At 44.0% G+C, this 20,046-nt stretch carries 24 protein-coding genes and 2 tRNA genes; 15 read left to right on the top strand and 11 right to left on the bottom strand.

Features of this window, described 5'->3' with window-relative positions; genetic code table 11:
• Positions 1-7: 7 nt before the first annotated feature.
• Positions 8-1,888 carry a potassium transporter Kup gene (locus NI464_RS11360; RefSeq protein ID WP_005105382.1) on the top strand — a complete coding sequence of 627 codons (1,881 nt, stop codon included), beginning with the start codon at positions 8-10 and terminating at the stop codon, positions 1,886-1,888.
• Positions 1,889-1,969: 81 nt separating this feature from the next.
• Here NI464_RS11360 and NI464_RS11355 read toward each other — a convergent pair whose 3' ends face one another.
• On the bottom strand, positions 1,970-2,623 hold the full coding sequence (locus NI464_RS11355) for a hypothetical protein (RefSeq protein WP_253138499.1): 654 nt from the start codon (positions 2,621-2,623) through the stop codon (positions 1,970-1,972).
• Positions 2,624-2,887: 264 nt separating this feature from the next.
• Between NI464_RS11355 and NI464_RS11350 the strand changes: the two genes are divergently transcribed.
• Both NI464_RS11350 and NI464_RS11345 read left to right on the top strand, forming a co-directional pair.
• Positions 2,888-3,970, top strand: coding sequence for a DNA/RNA non-specific endonuclease (locus NI464_RS11350; protein WP_180039138.1), 1,083 nt, complete (start codon positions 2,888-2,890; stop codon positions 3,968-3,970).
• A gap of 78 nt (positions 3,971-4,048) precedes the next feature.
• Positions 4,049-4,294, top strand: coding sequence for a hypothetical protein (locus tag NI464_RS11345; protein ID WP_180039139.1), 246 nt, complete (start codon positions 4,049-4,051; stop codon positions 4,292-4,294).
• A 265-nt stretch (positions 4,295-4,559) separates the two neighbouring features.
• Here the strand turns inward: NI464_RS11345 and NI464_RS11340 are convergent, their stop codons facing one another.
• Positions 4,560-5,570, bottom strand: coding sequence for an AraC family transcriptional regulator (locus NI464_RS11340; RefSeq protein ID WP_253138497.1), 1,011 nt, complete (start codon positions 5,568-5,570; stop codon positions 4,560-4,562).
• A 108-nt stretch (positions 5,571-5,678) separates the two neighbouring features.
• Between NI464_RS11340 and NI464_RS11335 the strand changes: the two genes are divergently transcribed.
• Positions 5,679-6,323 carry a sterol desaturase family protein gene (locus NI464_RS11335; RefSeq protein WP_253138495.1) on the top strand — a complete coding sequence of 215 codons (645 nt, stop codon included), beginning with the start codon at positions 5,679-5,681 and terminating at the stop codon, positions 6,321-6,323.
• A 285-nt stretch (positions 6,324-6,608) separates the two neighbouring features.
• On the opposite strand, the gene hisF is transcribed toward NI464_RS11335, so the two are convergent.
• Positions 6,609-7,367 (bottom strand): imidazole glycerol phosphate synthase subunit HisF, encoded by a 759-nt coding sequence (gene hisF / locus NI464_RS11330; RefSeq protein WP_004647284.1) that lies wholly within the window; start codon positions 7,365-7,367, stop codon positions 6,609-6,611.
• A 113-nt stretch (positions 7,368-7,480) separates the two neighbouring features.
• On the opposite strand from hisF, the gene NI464_RS11325 reads away from it, so the two are divergent.
• The 3 genes from NI464_RS11325 to NI464_RS11315 are packed head-to-tail and all read left to right on the top strand — an operon-like array spanning position 7,481 to position 9,499.
• Entirely contained in the window at positions 7,481-8,428 is a 948-nt protein-coding gene (locus tag NI464_RS11325; protein ID WP_004647285.1) for a homoserine kinase, read from the top strand.
• Between the two features lie 27 nt (positions 8,429-8,455).
• The gene (locus NI464_RS11320; RefSeq protein WP_253138493.1) at positions 8,456-9,082 is read left to right on the top strand and encodes a DUF1294 domain-containing protein; all 627 of its coding nucleotides are present in this window, start codon (positions 8,456-8,458) and stop codon (positions 9,080-9,082) included.
• Between the two features lie 21 nt (positions 9,083-9,103).
• Positions 9,104-9,499, top strand: coding sequence for a DUF4870 family protein (locus NI464_RS11315; RefSeq protein ID WP_004278660.1), 396 nt, complete (start codon positions 9,104-9,106; stop codon positions 9,497-9,499).
• A 115-nt stretch (positions 9,500-9,614) separates the two neighbouring features.
• On the opposite strand, the gene NI464_RS11310 is transcribed toward NI464_RS11315, so the two are convergent.
• The 7 genes from NI464_RS11310 to hisB all read right to left on the bottom strand — a co-directional run bounded on the left by NI464_RS11310 (position 9,615) and on the right by hisB (position 14,224).
• Positions 9,615-10,487 (bottom strand): DMT family transporter, encoded by an 873-nt coding sequence (locus NI464_RS11310; RefSeq protein WP_253138491.1) that lies wholly within the window; start codon positions 10,485-10,487, stop codon positions 9,615-9,617.
• Positions 10,488-10,553: 66 nt separating this feature from the next.
• A complete protein-coding gene (gene hisA, locus NI464_RS11305; protein WP_004278658.1) occupies positions 10,554-11,288 on the bottom strand; it encodes a 1-(5-phosphoribosyl)-5-[(5-phosphoribosylamino)methylideneamino]imidazole-4-carboxamide isomerase in 735 nt (244 codons plus the stop codon).
• A 145-nt stretch (positions 11,289-11,433) separates the two neighbouring features.
• Entirely contained in the window at positions 11,434-11,598 is a 165-nt protein-coding gene (locus NI464_RS11300; RefSeq protein ID WP_253138489.1) for a hypothetical protein, read from the bottom strand.
• Between the two features lie 38 nt (positions 11,599-11,636).
• A complete protein-coding gene (locus NI464_RS11295) occupies positions 11,637-12,260 on the bottom strand; it encodes a 3'-5' exonuclease (protein ID WP_253138487.1) in 624 nt (207 codons plus the stop codon).
• 103 nt (positions 12,261-12,363) lie between these two features.
• Complete coding sequence (locus NI464_RS11290) at positions 12,364-12,882, bottom strand: DUF805 domain-containing protein (protein WP_180181446.1); 519 nt, start codon at positions 12,880-12,882, stop codon at positions 12,364-12,366.
• A 131-nt stretch (positions 12,883-13,013) separates the two neighbouring features.
• A complete protein-coding gene (gene hisH / locus NI464_RS11285) occupies positions 13,014-13,631 on the bottom strand; it encodes an imidazole glycerol phosphate synthase subunit HisH (protein WP_253138485.1) in 618 nt (205 codons plus the stop codon).
• Complete coding sequence (gene hisB, locus NI464_RS11280) at positions 13,631-14,224, bottom strand: imidazoleglycerol-phosphate dehydratase HisB (RefSeq protein ID WP_004729244.1); 594 nt, start codon at positions 14,222-14,224, stop codon at positions 13,631-13,633. Before hisB ends, hisH begins: the two co-directional genes overlap by 1 nt.
• Before the next feature lie 97 nt (positions 14,225-14,321).
• Here hisB and NI464_RS11275 point away from each other — a divergent pair, with 97 nt between their 5' ends.
• The 7 genes from NI464_RS11275 (at position 14,322) to tehB (ending at position 18,348) form a co-directional block, all read left to right on the top strand.
• Positions 14,322-14,699, top strand: coding sequence for a GNAT family N-acetyltransferase (locus tag NI464_RS11275; protein WP_004278652.1), 378 nt, complete (start codon positions 14,322-14,324; stop codon positions 14,697-14,699).
• 203 nt (positions 14,700-14,902) lie between these two features.
• Positions 14,903-14,978, top strand: a tRNA-Phe gene (locus NI464_RS11270).
• A gap of 137 nt (positions 14,979-15,115) precedes the next feature.
• Positions 15,116-15,191, top strand: a tRNA-Phe gene (locus NI464_RS11265).
• 221 nt (positions 15,192-15,412) lie between these two features.
• Positions 15,413-15,910, top strand: a complete 498-nt coding sequence (locus NI464_RS11260; RefSeq protein ID WP_253138476.1) for a hypothetical protein — start codon at positions 15,413-15,415, stop codon at positions 15,908-15,910.
• Between the two features lie 226 nt (positions 15,911-16,136).
• A complete protein-coding gene (locus NI464_RS11255) occupies positions 16,137-16,886 on the top strand; it encodes a hypothetical protein (protein ID WP_253138474.1) in 750 nt (249 codons plus the stop codon).
• 109 nt (positions 16,887-16,995) lie between these two features.
• Positions 16,996-17,268, top strand: a complete 273-nt coding sequence (locus tag NI464_RS11250; protein ID WP_004278649.1) for a hypothetical protein — start codon at positions 16,996-16,998, stop codon at positions 17,266-17,268.
• 216 nt (positions 17,269-17,484) lie between these two features.
• A complete protein-coding gene (gene tehB / locus NI464_RS11245) occupies positions 17,485-18,348 on the top strand; it encodes an SAM-dependent methyltransferase TehB (protein ID WP_253138472.1) in 864 nt (287 codons plus the stop codon).
• A 94-nt stretch (positions 18,349-18,442) separates the two neighbouring features.
• Here tehB and NI464_RS11240 read toward each other — a convergent pair whose 3' ends face one another.
• Complete coding sequence (locus tag NI464_RS11240; RefSeq protein ID WP_114540973.1) at positions 18,443-18,823, bottom strand: hypothetical protein; 381 nt, start codon at positions 18,821-18,823, stop codon at positions 18,443-18,445.
• A 228-nt stretch (positions 18,824-19,051) separates the two neighbouring features.
• Between NI464_RS11240 and NI464_RS11235 the strand changes: the two genes are divergently transcribed.
• Positions 19,052-20,005 carry an SIR2 family protein gene (locus NI464_RS11235; RefSeq protein WP_253138470.1) on the top strand — a complete coding sequence of 318 codons (954 nt, stop codon included), beginning with the start codon at positions 19,052-19,054 and terminating at the stop codon, positions 20,003-20,005.
• Positions 20,006-20,046 lie beyond the last annotated feature (41 nt).

The following is a 20,046-nucleotide window of genomic DNA, read 5'->3' as shown; positions in this document are numbered from 1 at the left end:
ACAATATATGCAAAGCACTGCACAAAAGGCAGCTCTCCCAGTGATTACACTGGCTGCGCTTGGGGTCGTTTTCGGAGATATTGGTACCAGTCCGCTCTATGCACTGCGCCAATGCTTCCTCACCGCACACCTCGCCATTAGCGAAGCTTCTGTACTCGGCATCCTGTCCCTGATTTTCTGGTGCATGATGCTTACCATCAGCTTTAAATACGTCATGGTGATCATGCGTGCCGATAACAACGGCGAAGGCGGGATCATGTCACTACTGGCATTAAACCTGCGTACCACACGAATCTCTGATCAAAAGAAAATATTCCTGATCGCTTTGGGTTTTGTCGGCGCATCGCTATTTTTCGGTGACGGGATTATTACCCCGGCAATCTCCGTGCTCTCAGCCATTGAAGGCCTGAGTATTGCCACGCCCATTTTCAATCAGTGGCTGGTGCCTTTATCCATCGGGATTTTGGCCGGACTGTTTATGGTACAGCGACACGGCACAGCCACGATGGGCAAGTTTTTTGGACCTTTAACCATGCTCTGGTTTTTGTCGATTGGCGGTTTTGGTTTGTGGAGCATCATCCAGACCCCGTTTGTACTGTGGATGGTGAATCCCTACTGGGCCTATCATTTTGTGGTCGATCAGCCCTATGTGGCTTTTCTGACCATGGGGGCGGTGATTCTGACCATGACTGGGGGTGAAGCGATTTATGCCGATATGGGGCATTTTGGCCGTCTGCCGATTCGTCTGGCCTGGTTCATTATTGTCTTGCCATGTTTATTGCTGAATTATGCCGGGCAAGGCGCCTTGTTACTGCGTAGTCCTGAAGCACTGGCGAATCCTTTTTATATGCTGCTGCCCGACTGGGCCTTATTTCCGATGATTGGACTGGCGACTGCAGCGGCGGTGATTGCCTCACAGGCGGTCATTACTGGGGTATTTTCTATGGTCAATCAAGCCATTCAATTGCGTTATTTGCCGCGCCTGTCAGTCAAGCATACCTCTGCATTGGAGCGTGGCCAGATTTATCTGCCTTTCATTAACTGGATGTTGTTTATCTCGGTGCTGATCCTGATTTTACTGTTTGAAAATAGTGCCAATCTGGCCAGTGCTTATGGCGTTGCGGTGACCATGACCATGCTCTGCGGCACCATTTTGATCTCGATTCTGGCCTATGGCTTCTGGCGTTGGCCGGTCTGGAAAGTAGCGTTATTTGCTGTACCATTCCTGGCACTGGATTTAGTCTTTGTGGCCTCAACGTCCTTGAAAATCGCTTCGGGTGGCTGGGTGCCAATTCTGATTGGTGCGGTACTGTTTACGATTCTCATGACCTGGAAAGACGGGCGTGCGTTGGTACTGAACCGGCTGGAACAGGATGCCTTGCCGATTGATCTGTTTATTAAAAGTATTTCGATGGGGGAAGGCACCAAGTTTGTGCCAGGCGATGCCATTTTCCTGACCGGTACACCAAATATTGTTCCGCATGCCATGTTGCATAATATTAAGCACAATAAGGTCTTGCATGAACGCAATATCATGTTGACGGTGATTACCCGGGATATTCCTTTTGTTGACAGGCAGGACCGGATTGAACTGGAAAAACTGAGTGAGCATTTTTACCGGGTGTTTATCTATTATGGTTTTAAGGATCAGCCGAATATTCCGGAAGCTTTACAACAGGCCTATGAGCAATGGGATTTTGAATATGACCTGATGCAGATCAGTTTCTTTATTTCACGTGAACGGATTATGCATACTGTGGGTGAGGGCATGGCACCGTGGCGGGAAAAGCTGTTTATTTCTATGCAGCGCAATACCAGTCCGGTCAGTGATTTCTATCAAATTCCACCCAACCGTGTGGTCGAGCTGGGCACCCAGATTCAGATGTAAATAAAATAAAAAGCATAAAAAAAAACCAGAGGCACACTCTGGTTTTTTTATGAGAGAAACAATAAATAAATGAGTTTCAGATTATTGTTCGAGTTCTACCGCAGCCGGCACTTCAGGTGCAGCATTCAAAGGTTCTTCCATCAGTACTGGCTCTGCATCAGATTGAGCTGCAATTTCAGTTTGTTCATTGCTCACATCTGCTTCAGTCACAGCCGCTTGTTGCTGTGCTTCAGGCATCGGTTGTTCTGAAGCAATAGCTGCTTGCTGTTGCTCTTCAGACATTGCTGGTACAGCTGCTTGTTGTTCTTCCAGTGTTGGTTGTTGTTGAGGCGTCGTCATAGACGTGCTGGCTTCTACTTCTGATTCAGTGGCTGGTTCAACCAGATTGGCCGGCACCTCTGCTTCATTCATACCTGGTTCTGTGACAGGTGGTTGAGGAGAAACAGTACCTGAATTTGGTGCCTGAGTCATTGCTGGATCATTGGGCATTGGTGCCTGTGTGTTTGGCATGGCTGGTTGCGGTGCTGCTGCACGCGGATCGACCAGACGAATCTGACCAGAGTTCACCAAGCTTTCTAAAGAGGCTTCCTGACCATTCACCTTGGTACTAATTTTAGCTTTAGACAAGCTTTCAAGTGTTTCACCTGGTTGAACTGGTGGCTCGGCAAATGCCGCTACGCTCATCACACTTGTGAATAATCCTAAACCTAATGCTTTAGAGAGTTTGGAATTCATGATTGACACCATTGCTAATAATTTTACGAATTGAGATAGGCCGTTAGCTTTACATACTCAATCCACTGGGCCAAACAAAGCTACGCAAACACCGAGAAACCTCATTTAAAAAGAAATAAAATTAGACAGTTTGTTACAACTGCCCGGGATTTTGGATACTTATTGTTTATTTAGTAAACGAATGGTAGAGCCAAGATATACTTCACTTATACAGCTTGTTAAGCTCGGTCAAAATCTGTATTGATCTAAAAAGTACGTGTAAGAATGGCCAAGAAGCAGCGTAAACCCAAGAACTCTTTTTTTCAGTTTTTAAATGATAATAGTATTAAAGTCATTCTGGGCGTGGTGGCTTCGAGCAGCTTCGCCATCGCTTTTGGTCAGGAAAAAATCAGTCAGTGGGTGTCACTATCCTCTTCCAGTGATTCTGCCTGTCTGAACCAGTTTTATCGTGATGTACCGCCATATTTGATGAAAGACAGCCTGAAAAAAGACAGCTATTCGCTGTGTTTTAATGGCTTTAATGTCGGTTATTCCGGGGTATCTAAAACGCCACTTTGGGTTGCAGAAGCCTTAACGCCAGCACGCTTAAGCCAGAAAATTCCCCGTGAAGATAATTTTCATGAAGAAGATCGGGTCAGTGCGAAGCATCGTGCCACATTGGCGGATTATCGTGGTTCAGGTTATGACCGCGGTCATATGGCGCCGAATGCGGATATGCCTAACAAGGCCGCGCAGTCTGACAGTTTTTCATTGGCCAATATGGTGCCGCAAGCGCCCAAGAATAATCAGCAAGTCTGGCGTGAGCTGGAAGAGGCCACCCGTGCCATTGTGACCAAGCAGAAACAGGATGTCTATGTGGTGACCGGGCCGATCTTTGCCGGGAAGAAGCTGAAAACCATTGGCAATGGCGTGATTGTGCCAACTGCGGTCTATAAGGCAGTTTATATGCCGAAAACCGGTGCTATTGGTGCTTACTATGCACCGAATGACAATTCGCTCAAAGTGCGTATTGTTAGTGTCTGCTATCTGGAAGAACAGCTTGGAATTAATCTGTTCCCGCAGCTCACCGAAGAACAGAAACGCAATACCTATAAGCTGCCACTGACTGGAAATGCAGTAAAAGCCAACCAGAAAATCGAATATTCTAATTGGGATGCAGAAAGCCAGTGTGCCGAAGATGTTTCTGAAGAAAACCTGCAGGCATTACAACGCGAGTTTAAGTCTTCCGGTTCAAGCAGTTCGGCCTCCTCTGCGACTGGCGGCGCGATAGACAATGCAACGCAAGATGCCATTGTGAAACAGCTGATTGATGCCTTGTTGCAATATATTTTGCAGCTGTTGAAATAAGCTTGCTGAAAAAACCGGGATTCGGGTAGCATCGACATCAGACGTTCATTGAAAATAACAAAGACAGGTGAAGAGGATATGTTTAAAGCATTTGAAAATGGCAGCGAATCCCATGCCATTCATGATCTGACTTTGGAAAATGATCTGGACTGCGTCAGCCTGTATGGCAACTTGCAAATCACCAAGGATCATCAGGGACTGAAAGTGGCCAAAGCCTTGCAGGCTTTTTTGAATGATGTGGTAAAACAACTGGAAAACACGCCGGACTTGCCAGAAAAAATTCAGCGTGATGACCTGGATGAAATTGAAAATCCATTTTTATAAGCGTTTTTAAGCGCGATGATCTGCATGTGCCATGTGAAACATGCAGAAAAACAGAATCTAGAAATCATGGCTTTTATTGAAAAGCCTAATTTTTTTGCTCCCCCAATATCTCCCAACACTAGCCAGAACGTGCCGAGCAATTCGGCAAGATATTTATCCATATTTTAAATTCTTATTTTTATATTTATTATTAGGTCATAGGGGTAATGGATTTAAATTATCAACGCTGCTTGAAGCCCATCTATCAAACCAACATGCTTGTGGTTTAAGCGGCTGGCATATTCTGTTGGCGCCACTGCTGCGGCGTCAGTTGAGTCCATTGCTTAAAGGCACGCTGAAACGCACTCTGTTCAGAATAACCGAGTAACATGGCAGTTTCCTGCAAACTCAAGTGCGGATCTTTCAGATATTGCATCGCCATCATGCAGCGGATTTCCTGCATACATTGCTGATAGGTTTTGCCCTGTTTCTGCAAATGGCGTTGTAACTGACGCACGGAAAAATTCATCTGCTCGGCAATATGCTCGATCTGAAACAGGTTTTTTTGCAGGCCAATCAGAATTGCCTGTTGCAGTTGCTGATCAATGAGAGTGGAGTGCGGAAATTTTTCTAGCAATGCTTTGGCCTGTTGCATCAGCAGTTTCTGCAAGCTCTGGTCGCCCTGTTTCAGCGGTCTGGACAGTTCACTGACATGCATCAATACCTGATTTTTGGCTTGAGAAAAGCGGACTTTACAGCCGAAATATTGCTCATAAAGTGCAATATTTTTAGGCATTGCATGCTGGAAATGCACTTCATATAACTGAACCCCGTGCGGGTTCTGAACATTGGCTTTTACGAATTCCGTCATTAGCGCAATCGCGATTTCATCGGTCAGTTGGGTATTCAGATGAAAGGGAACTTCAACCCAGCCAATCGACAGATAATCGCCTTGCCATTGCAGCTGAAGTGGGCCGCCATCATAAATCAGACGATGATAATCATGATAGCGCATAAAGGCTTCACCCAGGGTCTCACTTGAGAGGGCCAGATAGCCAATAATACCGAGGTGTTTAGCTTCAACCAGTTGGGCGATTTCCAAGCCTAAAGCCGGTCGTTGCAGCTGTTGATCAAGTGTTGTTAACAGATCACGCCACAAGGCGAAATCAAAGCGTTCCAGATTTTGAATGGCCAATAATTTCTCAGGGACTTCAAGCTGTTTCAACTGATAATAGTCCAAAAGTAAATGTCCTAAACCACCGTATACTGAACCTACGTAGTTTTTTAGAACCAGCATTTTTAATTCTTTTATTTTGTCGTATTTTGTCAATCATATTGAATATTTTGGTCAATATCTAGTCTTTTATTTAGCCTATATTAAAAATAGACCAAGAGGTAAAAGATTATGTGGAAAGGTTTTCTGGCAGGACTTGTCGTCGCAAATGGATTTGAATGGTTTGCACATAAATATGTATTGCATGGTGTTCACCGGCCGGGACAGAGCCGTTATAGTCCGGTACCCGAGAGTATGCGCTCACACTGGGAGCATCACCGGATTGTGCGAAAAACGGAATTTTCCGATTTCGGCTATGTAGAAGGACTGGACAACTGGCGTACCCGCAATGAAATTGCCTCATTGGCAGTCGTCGCGACCGTTTTTGGACTCAGTTTTTATCCTTTTTCCAAAGGTATGTCACTGGCTGCCTTATATGGTGCAGGCAACTATTATTATTTACATCGCCGGGCTCATCTGGAGCCGGAATGGGCCAAAAAGAAATTGCCCTGGCATTATGATCATCATATGAATAGTAATCAGGATGCCAACTGGTGCGTCACCAAGCCCTGGTTTGATTATCTGCTCGGTACCCGTGTGATTTCCTCGGCAGATTTGCAGGAACAGAATCCTTTAGGTCTGAGCTTGCCTGCACCGATCTCGAAAAAACTCAACCGCTGGGCAGAACAATATTTTCCGGTTAAATCGGCCGATACTTCCTCTAAAATGACAAAAAATACGGTAATGAAGCAGTTAAATACGCAGGTTATGGAGTAAAACAGGGCTTTGTCGTGATTTGTCAATAAAATACGATTGTATTGTCAATATTGTCCTGCGGATTTCACTTATATTTGCTCCTGTCGGTGAGCAAAGCCTCATACTGATAATGTTTCTGGGTGTAATGAGTTATTTTGAATACCAAGTGCTGTAGTCTTATCTTGGTTTTATAAGGAGTCGAAAGACTCCTTTTTTTGTCCCGTATTTGCTGTGTTGTTTTATTTAAGGTATAAAAAAAGAGTGTTTATAAAAACACTCTTTAATCAAATCATCATCTAAAACGGCTTAGAGGCGCATTTCAATGCCTTGGGCTGCCATATAGGCTTTGGCTTCCGGAATGGTGTGCTGGCCAAAATGGAAAATTGAAGCTGCCAGTACTGCATCAGCACCACCATGGATAATGCCGTCCGCCAAATGCTGTAAATTACCCACACCACCAGAAGCAATCGTCGGTACCGTGACGCGGTCATTGATGGCACGCATCAGGGCAATGTCGTAACCGGCTTTGGTGCCATCGGCATCCATCGAAGTAATCAGTAATTCACCTGCGCCGAAGTCAGCCATTTTCACAGCCCATTCAATCGCATCAATCCCGGTTTCTTTACGGCCACCGTGGGTGAAAATTTCCCATTTGTGGTCGCCAGTTTTTTTGGCATCAATTGCAACAACGATACACTGTGCGCCAAAGCGTTGAGACGCTTCCTGCACAAACTCGGGATTATAAATCGCAGCCGAGTTGATGCTGACTTTGTCTGCACCGGCATTGAGTAATAGACGGATATCTTCGACTTTACGTACACCGCCACCGACAGTCAGGGGTACAAAAACCGATTCGGCCATGCGTTCTACTGTACGATAAGTGGTATCGCGTCCATGATGTGTAGCGGTAATATCAAGGAAAGTAATTTCATCGGCACCTTGTTCATTATAACGGCGCGCCACTTCGACCGGGTCACCCGCATCACGAATATCAAGGAACTGGACACCCTTGACCACGCGGCCGTTATCCACGTCCAGACAAGGAATAATACGTTTAGCTAGCATAAATTTTTCCAATTATTACAGCCGATTATGAAACTCACCCACGCAAGCGCTACACCTTGGCAGATGGAAACGGTATTCTAGCAAAATTATGTAAGTTTTTTCGCAGGTTTTCTATGTCGGTTTATACCACTTTGACTTTAAAGGAAGTTCAGGATTTTGCGGCGCCTTATGGTTTAAAGGTGATTGATCTGATTCCGATTCAAGGCGGTATTCAAAATACCAACTACTTTTTAGTCTGCGAAGACCAGCAATATGTGCTGACCGTATTTGAAGATATGGATGAACAGGCAGCAGGTGAGCTGGTTCCTGTTTTAGAACATCTGGGTCACGCCGGGTTGGCCGTTCCAGTGCCTTTATCCCATTCAGGCAAAGCCATTCACAGTATTAAAGATAAACCGGCACAGATTGCACCACGCCTGATGGGTGAACATCCGATGCCATCTACCGTCGCGCAGGTTGAAGCGATTGCAGTGGCTCAGGCGAAAATGCATGTGGCACTCAAAGACTTTAAATTAGAACGTAATTTTGTGCGTGATCATGCCTATTGGCTGGCCGTTTCTCAAGAGATTAAACCAAGTTTAAGTCCGGCAGATAAAGTCTTGCTCGGTAAATTATTAGGTTTATATGAGGCGTTGACGGCGGTATATCCGGATCGTCCACGTGGTTTCATTCATTCGGATCTGTTCCGGGATAATACCTTATTTGATGGCGATCAGCTGAATGGCATTCTGGATTTTTATGAGCTGAATAAAGATGAGTGGTTGTTTGATATCGCCATTACGTTAAATGACTTCTGTACCGAATATCCTGACGTAATCTTAAACGAAGAAAAAGCGATTGCCTTTTTAAATGCCTATGAAACGATTCGTTCTTTAACCAGTGATGAACGCGCTTGCCTGGAATTGTATCTGGCTATGGCAGCAGGACGGTTCTGGATGATGCGTCTGCAGGTGGCTCAGCGTAATGCAGCATTAGGCCGTACCGGCGAAGATATTTTGCAAAAAAATCCGGATGAAATGCGTAATATGCTGATTGAACGCTTAAAATTCGTCACCGCTTAAACAATCAAATCAACAGGGATAGGGAATATGCGCGATCAGGGACGCTTAGTGGAATGGTTTGATGATCAGGGTTATGGTTTTATCCAGCCTAGTGACCCAGCCAAAGATCGCGTATTTCTGCATATCAAGGACTTTGCCAAGCCTGGCCCACGTCCAATCGTGGGCTGTGTGCTGGATTATCTGGTGATTCTGGATGAACGCGGACGTTATCGCGCGCAACAAGTGATGTACCTGAAAGCAGTACAAGCCAAAAGTCTGCAAGCAAAATTCAAACCCTCCAAGCCACAGCAGACACAGAAATTACAGCCGATGCAGATTGCCTGTGTGGCCTATATTCTTTTACTGGTGGCTTTGACCTTGGGTGGTTTACTGAGTGGACTGGTGTTGTTGCTGGTCAGCCTGATGAATGCGCTCAGCTACTGGCTTTATGCCCAAGACAAAGAAGCAGCCCAGTTGGGCAACCGTCGTATTCCGGAAAATACTCTGCATCTGGTGGCTTTCTTGGGCGGCTGGCCAGCAGCATGGCTGGCACAGCAGAAATTACGGCATAAAACACAAAAACAACCTTTCCGGCAGATATATTTTTGTACCATAGTCTTTAACATCATTTTGATTATATGGCTAATTTCCCCATTGAATAGTTTAAATATCTAGGGGGAAGTACTAGGAGGGGACGTGAACTATTCCATTGATAAAGATTCAAACCGCACACTGACTTTTGCACTGTACATTTTATATATTGTGGCCATTTTTAGTGCTGGCCTGCTGGCTCTTGTGGCGTTGATCATTAACTATGTGAAACGGCACGATGTGCGCGGTTCCATCTTTGAAAGCCATTTTACCTGGCAGATCCGCAGTTTCTGGTGGTATCTGTTCTGGAATATCGTCGCCTTTATTCCATTTTTCTTTTTGTTCTTTACCGGTGAAGATCCTAACCTGTTTGCAGGGGTCGCATTTGGTGCATCCGCGTTCTGTTTAGTGGTGGTGGTTTTGGCCTGGATCTGGATTGTGTATCGGGCGATTCGCGGCATCATGCGCTTAAATGACAATAGACCGATGTATAGCAAATAATTTTAGCCGTATTTCCCTAGAGAAAAAAATCCCTCTTTTTCAGGGGGATTTAGCGGAATTAAGAAAGATCTTGCTTTAATTCTTCTGTTGGTTGTTTTCTTAAAAACTTCGGTTTCTATTCACTGGCAATCACGCCCAGTACCACCAGCAATCCGCCTAATAAAGCCAGTGACGGTAAACGTTCTCCGGCCAGACGGCCAAACAGGGCTGCCCATACCGGTTCGCCGGCATAGATAATCGCTGCCTGTGATGGGTCGACCATGCGCTGCGCCCAGTTCATCACCAGTTGAATCAAGGCACTGGCAATGCCCAAACCGACTAAAATCCCTGCCAGATGCCAGTGGAATTCAGGTAGCTGAGATTCACCTAAAACAGGTGCGATCATAAAGCAGAACAGGGACGCAAAAATCAGTTGCAGCACGGTGACCCGGCGTACATTCACCTGCTCGACAAAATGGCTGATAAAAATAATCTCCAGTGCAATCGCAATCGAACCGAGCAAAGTCAGGGTTTGCCCGAAACTGAGCTGAATCGCAGCAAAACCATTTCCTGTCAAAAACACCAGACCGATAAAGGCAAACAGCGCTCCGATCCAGGTCATGACATGCGGTTTTTTACGGAACATGAGCCAGAGCAGGATCGGAACCAGCGGAACATACAAGGCCGTTAAAAAAGCCGACTCACTGCTGCTGATGGTCTGCAAACCCACAGTTTGGGTGCCGTAGCCGATGGCGATCATGATCCCAATTACCGCGCCAGCGAACACCTCTTTCAGGTTCATGCCTTTTAGCGACTTTAGGGAAATCAGGGTGACGGCAAGCGCTGCTGCAGCAAAACGCAGGCCGACAAACATAATCGGACTGCTAAAGTTCAGCCCGTATTGCACGGTAGTAAAACTGCCACCCCAGATAATGGTGATCAGGATCAAGGCGAGTTGCGGCGCTTTCACCATCCAGCCGGAGTGATTTTTGGAAATAAGTGTAGACATGCCAGGAGATCAGAAAATTAAAAAAATAAAAAAGAGGTCCGAAGACCTCTTTTACAGCAGACTTAATTATAGCGCCTGTTGCTCATCTAGCAATAACTGTGCTTCACGCAAGCTTAATGTACCTTCGTAAATCGCACGGCCGGTAATTGCACCTAAAATACCCGGTTGGTCTTTCAGGTTACGCACGTCATCCAGATTGGTCACGCCGCCTGAAGCAATCACAGGCAAACCTGAGTATTGCGCCAGATTCACGGTTTGCTCAATATTCACACCCTGCATCATGCCATCACGCGCGATATCCGTGTAGACAATGCTTGACACGCCCGCATCGGCAAAACGTTTCGCCAGGTCAGTAGCCTTGACATCAGTCACATTGGCCCAGCCATCTGTTGCTACCATGCCATTCATGGCATCAATCCCAACAATAATATGACCAGCAAATTTTCGACATGCTTCTTCAACAAATTCAGGATCCTGAACTGCTTTGGTGCCAATGATCACAAAAGAAACACCGGCTTGCAGATAATGCTCAATGGTTTCCAGAGAACGGATACCACCACCAATTTGGATCGGCAAATCAGGTTGAGATCGGACAATGGCTTCAACCACTGGCTTATGGATTGGCGTACCTGCGAAAGCACCGTTTAAATCTACGAGATGCAAGCGGCGAGCGCCTTCATTTACCCAATGCTGTGCTGTTGCGACCGGATCGTCTGAAAATACGGTATCGTCTTCCATACGACCTTGTTTTAAACGGACACATTTGCCATCTTTCAGGTCAATTGCAGGGATGATCAGCATGCTTTCGCTCCTTGCTTAATCTTTAGAATGAATTTGAGTGTATTCATCTTAGCAAATAAAGTCGAAATTTCTAACTCTTAAACGGTATGAATAAAGAAAACCTATCTATAGATAGGTAGCAGTGAGGTAATTTATTTTAATGGTTTTAATGATCCATCTCTTGAATGGAGATCAGATTTTCCACAACGGGTCGTGTACTGAGCTGGTCGATAATCGAAGCTGTAAGATCTACTAAAGTCACAGCTCTCTCATCGACCGCGTTCATCACAGCTTTCATGCGTACATCAAGTTGCCAGTACCAGCAGGCCATGCAAGCACTTAAGCCGTCGATGAAGGACGGATTCTTGATTAAGTATTGGGAATCTCTTTGGGTAAGAGACCCCGCCGCAACAATTCTTCAAATACCAGCACGGGCGCATAGGCATCTGCTGCTGCATAATCAATTTGTGCCGGGCTTAGCTTCTTGCTGGCCCAGTTCGAGGTACTAATCCGTTTGGATTTAGGAAAATTTACTTGAAATAGCAAAGCCATGGCATTTTTTAATCCGACCGGATTGTTTAAACCAAAAGCTTTAAAACATTTGGACAGTTCAATCACACTATTCAGTTCAATGCCTTTTTTACGGAACAGGTGCGCATCATTTTTCAGGCCAAAACCGACCTTGATCTGCTCGCGACTGGCAAAGATCGGTTTAAGAAAATCCCAGATCGAATCATTCATTTGAAATAAATAGGCTTTATCTAAAGTGGCCAGCTGAATCAGATGTGGCCCGGTAGAAACCTCACCAACTTTAAAGGTCGGTTTGGATTCAGAATCGAAACCCAGGACTGCATGGCTTTTTAGCTCCTGTGCAAGGGCATGACACTGTTCCAGACGATTAATCACCTGAATCTGTTGCATCGGAAGATTTTTAAATACAGGAAAGGTCTGAATTTGTTCCTTGCTTGGTAAAGTATCCAGCAGCTGTTGCATAAGCTTCAATCATGAAATGAATGCGTTCAGCTTAATCACTTTTCCTGTTCTAGGCAAAAATAAAGCCCATGCAGAATGGGCTTTATGCAGAATTTAAATAGGTTTAATCAGTGTGATAGCTACTCTGTTCCATCTGCGCCTGTTGAGCACGTTCAACATAATTCTGATAAGCAGGGACAGCAAAGGCGGCCAAAATAACCGCGAGTACCAGATACAGCACCACCAAAAGCGTTTCCCAGCCACGTGTCGTGCGTGGAGGGCCATATTCATTACTTTCGTTGTGACCGGGTGCCAATAACAGGTAAAGTGTAAAGACAAGGTTTACGACCGGCACAAAAATCAGTAAAGAAAGCCAGCCATTATGATTACGGTCATGTAAACGACGAATTAAAAAAATCACGCTAAAATAAATCGCAACGCCGTAGATCAAAACCAACAGCACCATTAAAGGCATGGACATTTTACCATCTAAAGTCTCTGGACTCATTCCAGGTAAAATGAAAGCAGCAATGATCCCGATGATCATAAAGCAAAAACCCAGCAGCATATTCCATGCGATATACGAACGTCGCCCAAAACGTCCTGATGCATTCCACCCCGAATCCTGAATTGTATTACTCATTATTTTTCCTTTGTTTTCATTAGATTTTTTATAAGTAAGTCTGTGATAAAGGGATTTTTTATAAATGAAAAGTGTAAAAAAAAATCAATAAAAAAGCCCGCAATTTGCGAGCTTTTTAGGCGAAAGGAAAATCAGATTTTCCAATCCACAAAGTTTTTCAATAACTGTAAACCGGCGGTATGGCTCTTTTCCGGATGGAACTGGGTCGCAAACAGGTTTTCTTTATGAATCGCTGTGCAGAACTCAATGCCATAGGTACAAGTAGCTGCCACCAATTCTGAATCTTGTGGTTCTACATAGTAACTGTGCACAAAGTAGAAACGCGCGTCCTGTTCGATATTGTTCCACATCGGATGCTCTGGATCAGCCTGATGCACCTGGTTCCAGCCCATATGCGGCACTTTTAAGCCCGCCATTTCTGGGAAATGCTTAACCGCACCTTCGAAAATACCCAGTGCATCGGTACCACCATTCTCTTCAGAATGCTGCATCAAGGCTTGCATGCCGACACAAATGGCCAATACCGGTTTGTTAAATACGGCATTGCGTACCACTTCATCAATCCCGGCTTCGTGCATGCCTTGCATACAGTCACGCATCGCGCCTACGCCCGGAAAAACAATCTTGTCTGCTTGTGCAATCAGTTTTGGATCATTGGTCACATCAACCGTGGCACCGACATGTTCTAATGCTTTTGCCGCAGAGTGCAAATTTCCCATGCCATAATCAAGAAGGGCAATACGGGTCATTACAGTGTACCTTTGGTTGAAGCTACCGTATTGGCAGCACGTGGATCGACTTCACAGGCCATACGCAGCGCACGCGCGAATGCTTTAAATACGCTTTCGATCTGGTGATGGCTGTTTTTGCCTTTCAGGTTGTCGATATGTACCGTCATCAAGGAGTGGTTTACAAAGCCCTGGAAAAACTCAGAGAATAAATCCACATCAAAACGGCCGATCATGGCACGGGTAAATGGAATATCCATAAACAGACCCGGACGGCCAGACAGATCTACCACGACACGGCTTAAAGACTCATCGAGTGGCGCATAGAAATGACCATAGCGTTTCAGGCCTTTTTTATCGCCCAATGCCTGTGCAAATGCCTGACCCAGCGTAATACCGCAGTCTTCCACAGTATGATGGTCATCGATTTCCAGATCGCCATCACAATGAATATCAATATCAAACAGGCCATGACGCTTGATTTGATCAATCATATGATCTAAAAAGGGAATACCCGTGTTTAAGGTGCCTTGACCAGTACCGTCGAGGTTCAAACGAACTCGAATTTTGGTTTCGTTGGTATTTCTTACCACTTCACTGATACGATCTGTCATAGACACGTTCCTCAAATACGTCAAAATGATTGATGTAGAAAATATTTTTCGCCGTGACGAAGTCACCGCATATTAGATTGCTCAGGAGGGTTTATCAATGCCTATCACCGTACATGCTTATACTTCTTTAGAAAATGACGAAGTGCGCAGCCAGCTTGAGCGACTGTATGACACGAGCCCTGAATTTAGTGACGGGGCAGATGCCATGGAACAACTAGAGCAAAACCTTGCACAGTATACCTCAGTTTATAGCGCAGAATTTAATAGCAAAATTATTGGGGCAATCTGGTGCACCGGACAGGGTGAAAGCCGCATTCTGGAAAATATCGTAGTACATCCGGCCAATCGCGGTCGTGGTGTGGCAGAAAGGCTGGTGAGCGAGGTTTGCCGGATGGAAGAAGAAAAAGGCGTGAAAAACTTTGTGCCGGGCTGTGGGGCCATTCATCGTTGTCTGGCCAATCTGGAAAAAATCTGAAAATCGATCAACCATAAGCGGCCGTTAGGCTGCTTTTTTATGTAAATAACCGCTTAAATCTGTTTTATTGCTGAGGTCTTTGGTAAACACTGTTCGATTTATGACTCAAATTGACGCGAGTTGATGGAAAAGTAAACATTTGAAGAAAATTATTCTCTCTGCTCTTGACGATTTACAACTGAAACTGTTTAATACGCGACATCGGCGTGATAGCTCAGTAGGTAGAGCAACGGATTGAAAATCCGTGTGTCCCCAGTTCGATCCTGGGTCTCGCCACCATATTTTAAAACGATTTCAAAGTTTTCAATCCCTGATCCCATCAGGGATTTTTTTTAGGCCAAAAATCAGCCACTCAAATATTTTTTTCATAATTTTGATTGACTAATGAGGCTAGATACGGCTTAATACACCGCATCGGCGTGATAGCTCAGTAGGTAGAGCAACGGATTGAAAATCCGTGTGTCCCCAGTTCGATCCTGGGTCTCGCCACCATATACAAAAAATCCTCAAACTTGGTTTGGGGATTTTTTTTGTTTTCACCAAAACCAGATCAGCATTCTTTTCTATTTTTCAGTTGTTTCAATTTCTTCTTTTTCAACGTTTCCTGCCTTTTTATGCATCATTGACCGTTTATCAAACTTAACAATAGGCACTGGCATTATTTGTAAGATTTAGCTTTGACGCTTTCCCTTTTCCAAACGAGGGTGAAAATGATGAATCTCCTAACACCAATTAAACTCGGCTTTCTTACGGCCTGTACTGTTTTTAGCCTACCGATATTAAGCCATGCTGCGCCTGCTGCTGATTCTGTCGTCTTGCCGACTCTGACTGTCATGGCGGAACCGGAACTGCGCGCCGTGACTGAAAAAATGTTGCCTTATCAGGAACAGAACAGCCAGCGTAAGGCTCTGCAAATGCGCCTGATGAAAATTGAACGTGAAATTCAGGCCTATAGCGTGGATGGTGATGTGGTCGCGAATATAGATGTGATGCGTGCACCTGCCGATCCTGATCTGGATAGCTTGCCTGTAGTGTTCCGTGAATATGTATTGGCCATCGCACAAGGCTTGCAGTCTTCAGACCCAAGAAATGGGGTATATGTATTGCTGCAACCTTTTGGAATTAACCGCGATGCCACCAATGTGAATATTGTTCGGGAACAATTCGATCCGAACCGGCTGAATCTGAGCCTGCCGTTTGACTCCCCATAATGTGTGCCTGTCGGTCTAGATAACTTTGTTTAACGAGCTTGTCAAAGCTAACATGCAATGAGATCGACAAAATAGTGTTCTGGGAAAGGGTAGCTTTGTGAGAGGAGCAATTTCTGTCTAAGCTAGACATATTATTGGAAAAATCAAATGCCTTGAATTGTGTTTAAAAAATAAGCATAGTGGATGTAAATCAACAAGATCTGACTGACAGAGCTGGAGCGTATACATGCCGCGTGTTTTTATGATTGTAGCCGCTGTGACACTGGCAATTTTTATTGGGCTGTTTTATCAGAATTCGGTTCAGCAAAAACATCAGGCCGAGCTGCTCGAATATGAAACCGTGCTCGAAGAAAAAACCGAGAGCATTGCGCAGCAGGCACAGGACTGGTCTAAACCAATTCAGATTGAACTTGAGGATGACCGTCTGGATGGTGACTATGCCATCATGGCAGAATTTATGCTGGGGCAATTGCGCGACAGTGCCGAGGAACGCAATCAGTATCTACGCGACTTAAAAGCCGCCAACTGGCAGAATTTTCTGAATATCGACCGCTTGGCCAAGGATCAGGCACAAGGCTATAAAGAAACGGAAGCGATGCTCAAGCAAGTCCATCAAATTGTGAACAGCTATCAGCAGAAAATCCAGCAGCGCGATGCCGAGCTGATCGACAAGGCACAGCAACTGGATATTAAAAACCGTTATCGCCAGCAACTGAGCCTGACCCTGAAAGACAGTCAGCAAAATAGTAATGCACATGTCATTTTTGAAATTGAAAAACAGACTCTGGCCAAGGCCGATGCCTTATTTGCAGTACTGAAAAAGCATAAATGGCAAAAGAAAAATAATACCTTTATGTTCTATGACGATAAAGCCGTGCAAGAGTTTAATGCGCTGTATAAAGAAATGCTGCACCTGAATAAACAGACGGAACGAGTGGCGAGCGCTAACCAGAAAGCGGTTGAAAACAAGTTGTAGCCTGACTGAGATGACAGGATTGCCATAGGACTGTCATCTGCTGTTCAAACTCGCTTGCTAAATTGAAAGGGTCGCACAGATCACGACATAACATTTAAGCAGGTGAGTCATGCAAACAATTCAGGTTTTTGCTGATATTCAGCAGGTGTACGGTGAGTTTGTCGCAAATAAAACATGTCCAAAATTACAAAGGATGAATAACGGGGACAAGAACCGGTTGTTCTTGGATCAATATTTCACGCTGATCGAGGACTGGCACTATACCGAACAGATTGTGATTCAGTTCAATCAGCAGTATTTCAGTCTGGATCTGGGGAGCGCACCGGATTTTATGGATCAGGATAAATACATCAACTGGCTAAAGTCGGAACTGCTGCATTAATCGAATCGTCATATTCCTCGTTGATAGATAACCGAGCTGTCTCAAGAGAGGCAGCTTTTTTATTTTGATAGAAAACTGGTATTGATCTTGCTGTTGCATCGGCACAGCGCGAACAGGCGCTGATTCCAATTCCGATTTGAACAGGCTATGCTGAATTAATTACCGCTGCCAAAAGAATGACAGGCGGAGCATGGATGATATGGAGGGCAAAAAATTATGCAACAGTTGAAATGTTATAAGGAACTTCCAGTCTGGACTCAGCAGAGTATTCCTCAGGGCTTCAAGAATCAGCACAATACCAAAGCGGGTACCTGGGCGAAACTGACAGTATTAAAAGGTGAGCTGCGTTTTGCCATGCTGGAAGAATCTGGCGCAGTGCAATCCGAGCATGTGTTTACACCAGAGCAGCAACCGCCATTTATTGAGCCTGAGGCCTGGCACAAAATTGTTTCTGCCAGTGAGAATATCGAATGCCAGCTGCGTTTTTACTGCCGGCCTGAGGATTACTTCATCAAGAAATATCAGTTAAATCCTACCCATTCTGAAGTGCTGGCCGCCATGCCCTATTTAAAAGGTGGTCGTGCGCTGGATGTCGGCTGTGGTACAGGGCGTAATGTGCTTTATTTGAGCCAGAACGGCTTTAATGTCGATGCCTGGGATGTCAACGAAAACAGTTTGCAAACCTTAAGACAGATTGTGCAGACCGAGCAGATTAATCATGTGCAGGTACAGCGCCGCGACCTCAACACGGATACCAGCATTGCAGGCCAATATGACTTTATCTACTGTACCGTGGTGATGATGTTCCTTGAGGCGAAAACCATTCCACCGCTCATTGCACAGATGCAGCAGGCGACCGTGCCGGGTGGCTATAACCTGATTGTCTGTGCCATGGATACGCCAGATATTCCGGCACAAGCCGATTTTCCATTTGCTTTTCAGCCGGGAGAGTTGCGAAGATATTATCAGGGCTGGAATATTGTGAAATACAATGAAGATATCGGTGAGCTGTATCGTGTCGATGAGCAGGGCCAGCGGATTAAACAGCACTTTGCCACCATGTTGGCGCAAAAGGTTTAAATAAGATTAAGTCTTTTAATTTCTGAAAATAAATTAAATCATCCAAAACAAAAAAAGATGTCAGGCTGACATCTTTTTTTATGCTTAAAAAATCTTAAGCTGCTTTTTTAAACCAAGAGAACCAGCCTTTTTTCTCGGCTTTTACTTCTGCTTTTTCAGCAGCCGTATCTTTGGTTTCTACTGCCTCAGTTTTCGCAGCGTCAACGTGTTGTTCTGCTGTAGATTGAGCTGTTTCTAATTGAGTCGTCGCTTCTGTTTTTACTGCTTCAGCTTTAGTTTCAGTCGCTTGTTGAGTTGCAGCAACAGTCGCTTGAGTCGCTTCAACTTTCGCTTGTACAGGTGCAGCAGCTTCTTTGGCAACAGTTTGGGTTGTTTTAGTTACAACAGTTGCTGGCGCAACTTGAGCTTCAGTTGCCATTGCAGATGCAGAAGTCGCTACGATTGCAGTTGCGATCATTGTTTTAAGCATGTTCATATAAACCCTTTTAAGGAAATAGAAAAAAAGAGGCTTGATCATACGCATATAAAATTTAAGTAATTTATAAATAAGTTTTAAATGATTGAGAAATAAACCAATTTTACAAATAAATAACATTTATAAAAATTAAACATAATTTGGCTATAGAGGTGTTCTGATGGAAAAATAAACTAACTACCATTACTATAATCATTTAAATACATATTTTATAATTTGGGGTCCTTTTTGGATATTACGGAAAGTTTAAAAGAAATAATTAAAGAAAGTCCAACAGCTCCATTTCTTTTTATAGGCTCAGGATTCTCAAGACGTTATCTAGGCTTAGAAGATTGGAAAGGTTTACTAAGTCGATTTGGATCGAATTTACCTTCAGGATTTATCCGTTATATCAGTGAAAGTAACGGTGATCTAGCATTGGCAGAGGAAAAAATGGCAGAGCCATATTCTGATTATTGGTGGTCACTATCTGATTCACACATAATATCTAGTCAGCCGGATTGGTATGCTCATATATCTTCTCCATTAAGATATGATATTTGTAATTATCTAAAATCATTAGATATTCATAAGAAAGAACTACTAGATGAATTAAATATTCTTACATCAAAGAAAACGATTATTGATGGAATTATTACGACAAATTGGGATTTACTTTTAGAGCATCTCTTTGAAGAAGAAAATTATAAAGTTTATGTAGGTCAAGGAAATTTGCTGTTTTCAAATCCTCAAAAAATAGCTGAAATTTATAAAATTCATGGATGTTGTACAGATCCAAAATCACTAGTTTTAACAAAAAATGATTATGAGGATTTTCATAAAAAGAATAGATATTTAGCAGCAAAGCTTCTCTCAATATTTTTAGAACATCCAATTATATTCATTGGTTATTCTATGAATGATGAAAATATAAGATCTATTTTATGTTCTATCTCAGAAATGATGTCAAATGATGAACATAGAGCTAAATTAGCAAATAATCTGATTTTTATTAGTTGGGAAAAGGGAGGAGAGGATTCTATTTCTAAAACACACTTTAGTTTTGTAGATAATATAAGTATTCCTATAACAGAAATTAGAACTGATAATTTTTCGAAAGTTTATTTAGCTCTACAAGGTAATGAACGTCAAATTGATCCTAGCCAAGATACTGGACAATCGGTCCCTCTAAAGATAGTTTAATTTTAATCTTTGGAGATGTAAAAATGGCTAAACGCTTTAGT

Source organism: Acinetobacter lwoffii, from assembly GCF_024129685.1.
GTDB classification, from domain to species: Bacteria; Pseudomonadota; Gammaproteobacteria; order Pseudomonadales; family Moraxellaceae; genus Acinetobacter; species Acinetobacter lwoffii_X.
The sequence above is the reverse complement of the archived record's forward strand: the minus strand, read 5'-3'. Positions and strand labels throughout refer to the sequence as shown.